Here is a 4,845-nt window from a genome sequence, read left to right as displayed (position 1 = left end):
CATAACGAGCATTCAGCCAAGCCGTTCAAGTGGACAAAGACCGCAGCGGCCATCATCAGCTCGGTACATATGGCAAAGCTGAGTGTGATGAAGAATAAGCTAATGAACTAACCGCTCGAGACACTAGGCATAACCCTAGGTAACGCCGATGTCGGCGCCAACCTCTCCTGCAACCAAGGCGGTCGCGCCCAGTTGGTGCTTTAACTCTTTGCGACCGATCACGAAAAGCGACTAAACCCCTGCAGCGCGGTGTATCAGATACACCGCGCTGCAGGGTTTTACGACTGCTGCGCAGCCGATCGCAGCCTCGCTTCGCTCCTCAGCGGCTACACGCCTACTGCATGTAGCCGCTGACGAGTAGCACTCGCAATGTCGTCAATATCGCAGCACCTCACTCCTGCACTTCAACCACCGGCAACTCCACGCAAAACCGGGCGCCGTGCCCGGTGTTGCTGACGCTCAACCGCCCGCCCATGTTGTCGATGATGCCGTAGCTCACGGACAACCCCAGGCCCGTGCCAAGACCAATGGGCTTGGTAGTGAAGAAAGGTTCGAAGATCCGCTCCAGCAGACGCGGGTCAATACCGCCTGCGTTGTCGTCCACTCTCAGGCACACATGCTGTGCATCGGACTCGATACTCAGGGCAATCCAGGGCTCAAAGTCGCGGTCGGTTTCTCGCTTGCTCATCAGCGCATCACGGGCATTGACCATCAGGTTGATCAGCACTTGCTCAAGCTGGTCGACATGGCCACGCACCTGCACGTCACACACCTGGCCTTCACTGCGCAATTCCACGCCTTTACCGCGCAGGCCTTCGCTGAGCAAGGCCACGGAGCCTTCCATCGCCTGCGAAGGATTGAACACTTGCTGTTCAATTTCCGAGCGACGACCAAACACCCGCAAGTGGTCTACCACCCGCGCCGCGCGCTGGACTTGCCCGTCGATACGGGCAAGCTTTTCCTGCAGGTATTCGATCTGTGCATCGCCGTTGCTCAGACGCTTGAGCACGTTCGCCACGGCCATGCGCATGACGTTTAACGGCTGGTTGATTTCGTGGGCCAGCCCCGTGGCCATTTCGCCAAGGGTGGCCATTTTCGCACTGTGGGTCAGTTGCTGCTGTGAGCGACGCACCTCGGTGTTGTCGCGGCCAACGGCTTGTACTTCCAGCAAGTTGCCCTGTTCGTCGAAAATCCCCCGGTCCGACCACACCCACCAGGCATATTCGCGACCCGGCAGTTGCAGGCTGATTTCAGCGGAGCTCACCGGAGACTGTGGAGTCAAACCCGCAATACGCTGCACAAAGGCTTCACGCTGCTCGTCGGACAGCCAACTGCTCAGATTGATGCCCGGCAACTGCCCGGTCGTGCACTCCAGGTAGCTGGCCAGGGGCTGATTGCCAAAGGTCAGGGTCAGGTCGGGCAGGTAACGGCAGATCATGGCGGGTGAATCTTCGACCAGGATTCGATAGCGTTCTTCGCTGCTCTTGACCCGCTCGGCCGCTTCGGTGGCCTCGGTGATGTCCAGCCACAACCCGACGACTTCAACCGGCAAGCCCAAGTCGTCACGTAGCAACTTGGCTTCATCCAGTAGCCAGTGGTAATCACCGCCTCGATCGCGAAGACGATAGCGACGCCGGGTGCTGCCTTCACGCAGTAACTGGCGGGTGCGCTCAAAATAGTGCTCCCGATCATCGGGGTGGACCCACTCGATCAAGGTCGCGCTCGTGCACTCCTCCAGCGTCCAGCCCAGCAAGGGCTTGAGGCTGTCACTGAAAAACGCGGGCAACAGCGCGCCTTCGACATAACGCTGCACGTAAATCACCGCAGGCGAACTGGCGATAAGGTTGTCCAGTCGCGCATGGGCGGCTGCAACTTGCTGTTGTTGATTCTTGATGTCGCTGACATCCAGCATAAAACCCACGATACGCCGCCGGGTGCCGGTCCCCAGCATCTGGCCCTGGACTCGATACCACTGGGCAGGCTGAGTGCTTTGGGGTTGATGCATCCGCGCAAACAGCAACAACTCCTTGCCATGCTCCAGCAATTCATTAAAACGGCCACAGAGCTCATCCCGATCGGCAGGATGAAACAACGCCAGCCATGCCTCGCGGGTCATAGACTGCGGCTCGATGGCCTCAGTCAGGTTGGCGGCCAGTTGCGGGGCCAGTTGCATCAGTTCGTGGGTGATCGACCACTCCCACCACCCCGTGCCCAGCAAGCCTTGAAGGGCTTCCATGCGCTCGCGCTGCTGCAGGTGCTGTTGCTCGCGCAAGCGATCCAGCAGGGGCGCGGCCAATGCCGCGCACACCTGCATCCAGTCGCTTTCACTCATCTGCGGTCCGTGCAGGGATGCCGGGTAAAACCCCAGCATCAACCAGGCACACAGGCCTTGCTGGTCGCTGTACGGCACCAGCACGCCGTCGGCATTGCCAAACAAATCGTTCAGCCGCGGGTTGCCGTCGCGCTCGACACGCTGGGGCGAGTTGCCGCCCAGCGGGTCGAGCAGGCTGCCCAGGTTTTGCTCTGGCAACCAGAGTTGCGGCGCATCAAACGAGTGATACGTGCTGTGCATGTACCAGGAGGACTGCGCATCATCACGCACGGCCAGCGCCATGCAGGGCACACGACCATGCTGGGCCACGCTGCGCAGCGCTTCGTGCATCACTTCCGCCAGGCGCTGCACACTGCACTGACGCAATTGCTCGCCCAGGCTGAGGGTCAGTTGCGTGCAGCGTTCACGGTTGCGCGCCTGCTCGCTGCCAAGGCGCAAGTCACTGATATCCAGCAGCTGTAAAAGCCAGCCATCACCGTGGGGCTGAACCCAGCCCCGGGTATGCACCACGCGCAGCCCGGCGCATTGAAAGTCCAGGTCGAGGCTGTGGCCCACCCAGTCTGCCGGCACGCCTTCGAGCGCCAGCGTGCTGCCCGGCACCATGTAGCTCAGCAGCAGGCGCGGTGCGCCGTCGCCGCTTGAGCGCGCCAAGCCATAACGCTGCAGGCCGTGAATGTCGGTGACGTAGCCGTGTTGATCGAGCATCAATTGGATGCCCGCATGGGTGTGCAATTGCGGATCATTGGATTCAGGCAAGCGCTCGTCGGTCCGTCCCAACAAGCGCCCGAACAGCCCTTCACTGCTTTTCAAAGTTTTCAACCTGAATTCTCGACTCTGCGGTCAAGTACTCTGGTAAATCAGGCACCGTGATTACACCCAGCTTGAGTACTGGCATGATGCTTTTCAACGCATTGGTATTAAGATTGACCTTGGCATAAATCTCTCTGGTTGAAGTGTCGTAACCACCGTCAGGTTCCAGAGCAGTTTTTACAATCTTTCTCACCCAACCCAACTTTTGCTCCAACACCTCCTCGGTCACTTTTTTTACCGTGCCCGCATAGTCTGCCTTAGTCTCAGGATCGACCGCCATGCCGCGACGCGCAGCCTCTGCCGTCGCATTATTGAATGATTGCACCAACAAAAGCGGCAAGCTGTAGCTCACAACTCCATAGAGCACAGCAAAAAAAATCATAAACACCAGCGCGAACTCAATCGCCGCGGCGCCTTTCTGCTTTGTGGGAAGCCTTGTTTTCATGGCGGTGTCTACCCTGACTGTCGACAGTAATATCATCATAGAATCATTGGTAAAAAAGGGAGGTTCTTTACGTGATCCAGTTATGTGTTGTGTTCGTGTGGTTTGCTGCGTGTTCCATTCAAGACTTGCTTCAACGTCATATTTCCAATGTCCTGACCTTTGGCGCGGCGGCACTGGCATTGCTGTATCTGCTATGGACAGGCCACACCTGGCTCGGCGCAAGCGCAGCCGAAGGCGGCTGGGCATTGCTGGTCGCGCTGGCACTGACACTGCCCGGCTATGCACTCAACAAGCTTGGAGCCGGCGACGTAAAGCTGTTGATGGCCCTGGCACTGGCAACCGATCGTCCGACAATTCTTGGTACCATCATCGGTGCAGGCCTTTGTACTGGCGCGTGGTGGCTATTTGCGTCAAAAATCCTGCCGTCAATGAATCAACGAGTTAAGACCCCTTCACTTGCCAATCACGTCCCAGTGTCAAAAAAGCTTCCATTTGCACCCTTCCTGTTGGGCGGGTTTACCCTGACAATGGCGCTCCTTCGCTAATCGTTTGAGGGGATTAACACCTTGTACATAGTCGTAAAGTAGGTCTACGTTTAACTCAAACGCAGTAACCAAGTGGACCCAGAAGTCCCTGATTGGTTTACCAGGAAGGAGAACCGCGTGCATACATCCACCCCCCTGATAAAAGTCCTCGTGGTCGACGACCAGTCGTTGATTGTCGAAGAACTGTGCGAATTTCTTGAAAGCAGCGGCTACCGTTGTGTGCCCTGCCATTCAACACGTGAAGCCATCAGTGCTTTCATCGCCGATCCAGAGATTGGCCTGGTGCTGTGCGACCTGCACATGCCCGAGATGAACGGCATCGAACTGACTCAACACTTGCAAAAAATCGCCGGTAAGCACCGCTCCTTTGAAAGCATTTTGTTGACCGGTCGAGCAGACAAGCAGGATGTGATCAAGGCCCTGCGTATCGGCATTGCCGATTACTATCAAAAGCCGGTTGACCTCAATGAACTGCTTGAGGGCATCCAGCGCCAGGAAGCCATCTTGCGCGAAAAGCACAAGAGCGATCAGTTGGGCCACCTGAACCAGAAGTTGCAGTTCCTGGCCGAATCCATTGACGACCTGTATGTAGTGGTCAACTCATCCCGGACACGGTTTTGAGTTTTTCTTCCGTTTTCGCTGGGGCCAATCCATCGTTAAATTGATGAGGTCGGATCCAGTTGTAGTGATGCATCAGGTACTGGCTAATATCT

General features: G+C 57.2%; 3 protein-coding genes and 1 pseudogene. 2 read left to right on the top strand and 2 right to left on the bottom strand.

What is annotated here, in order from left to right:
* Positions 1–391 precede the first annotated feature (391 nt).
* Together AC19YQ_RS24675 and AC19YQ_RS24670 are read right to left on the bottom strand one after the other, a co-directional pair.
* Positions 392–3,142, bottom strand: a complete 2,751-nt coding sequence (locus AC19YQ_RS24675; protein ID WP_500596158.1) for a PAS domain-containing sensor histidine kinase — start codon at positions 3,140–3,142, stop codon at positions 392–394.
* Entirely contained in the window at positions 3,129–3,587 is a 459-nt protein-coding gene (locus tag AC19YQ_RS24670; protein WP_500596157.1) for a TadE/TadG family type IV pilus assembly protein, read from the bottom strand. The genes AC19YQ_RS24675 and AC19YQ_RS24670 overlap by 14 nt, the downstream gene beginning before the upstream one ends.
* A 71-nt stretch (positions 3,588–3,658) precedes the next feature.
* Between AC19YQ_RS24670 and AC19YQ_RS24665 the strand changes: the two genes are divergently transcribed.
* Positions 3,659–4,132, top strand: a complete 474-nt coding sequence (locus AC19YQ_RS24665; RefSeq protein ID WP_500596156.1) for a prepilin peptidase — start codon at positions 3,659–3,661, stop codon at positions 4,130–4,132.
* A 117-nt stretch (positions 4,133–4,249) separates the two neighbouring features.
* Positions 4,250–4,720, top strand: a pseudogene (locus AC19YQ_RS24660) (response regulator); the annotation flags it as partial.
* Positions 4,721–4,845 lie beyond the last annotated feature (125 nt).

It is taken from the genome of Pseudomonas sp. MF06569 (genome assembly GCF_059862735.1).
The sequence above is the reverse complement of the archived record's forward strand: the minus strand, read 5'-3'. Positions and strand labels throughout refer to the sequence as shown.

What these genes read in the sequence shown, in the direction of transcription:
- AC19YQ_RS24670 (WP_500596157.1), bottom strand. Translation starts at nt 3,587, where the DNA reads ATGAAAACAAGGCTTCCCACAAAGCAGAAAGGCGCCGCGGCGATTGAG.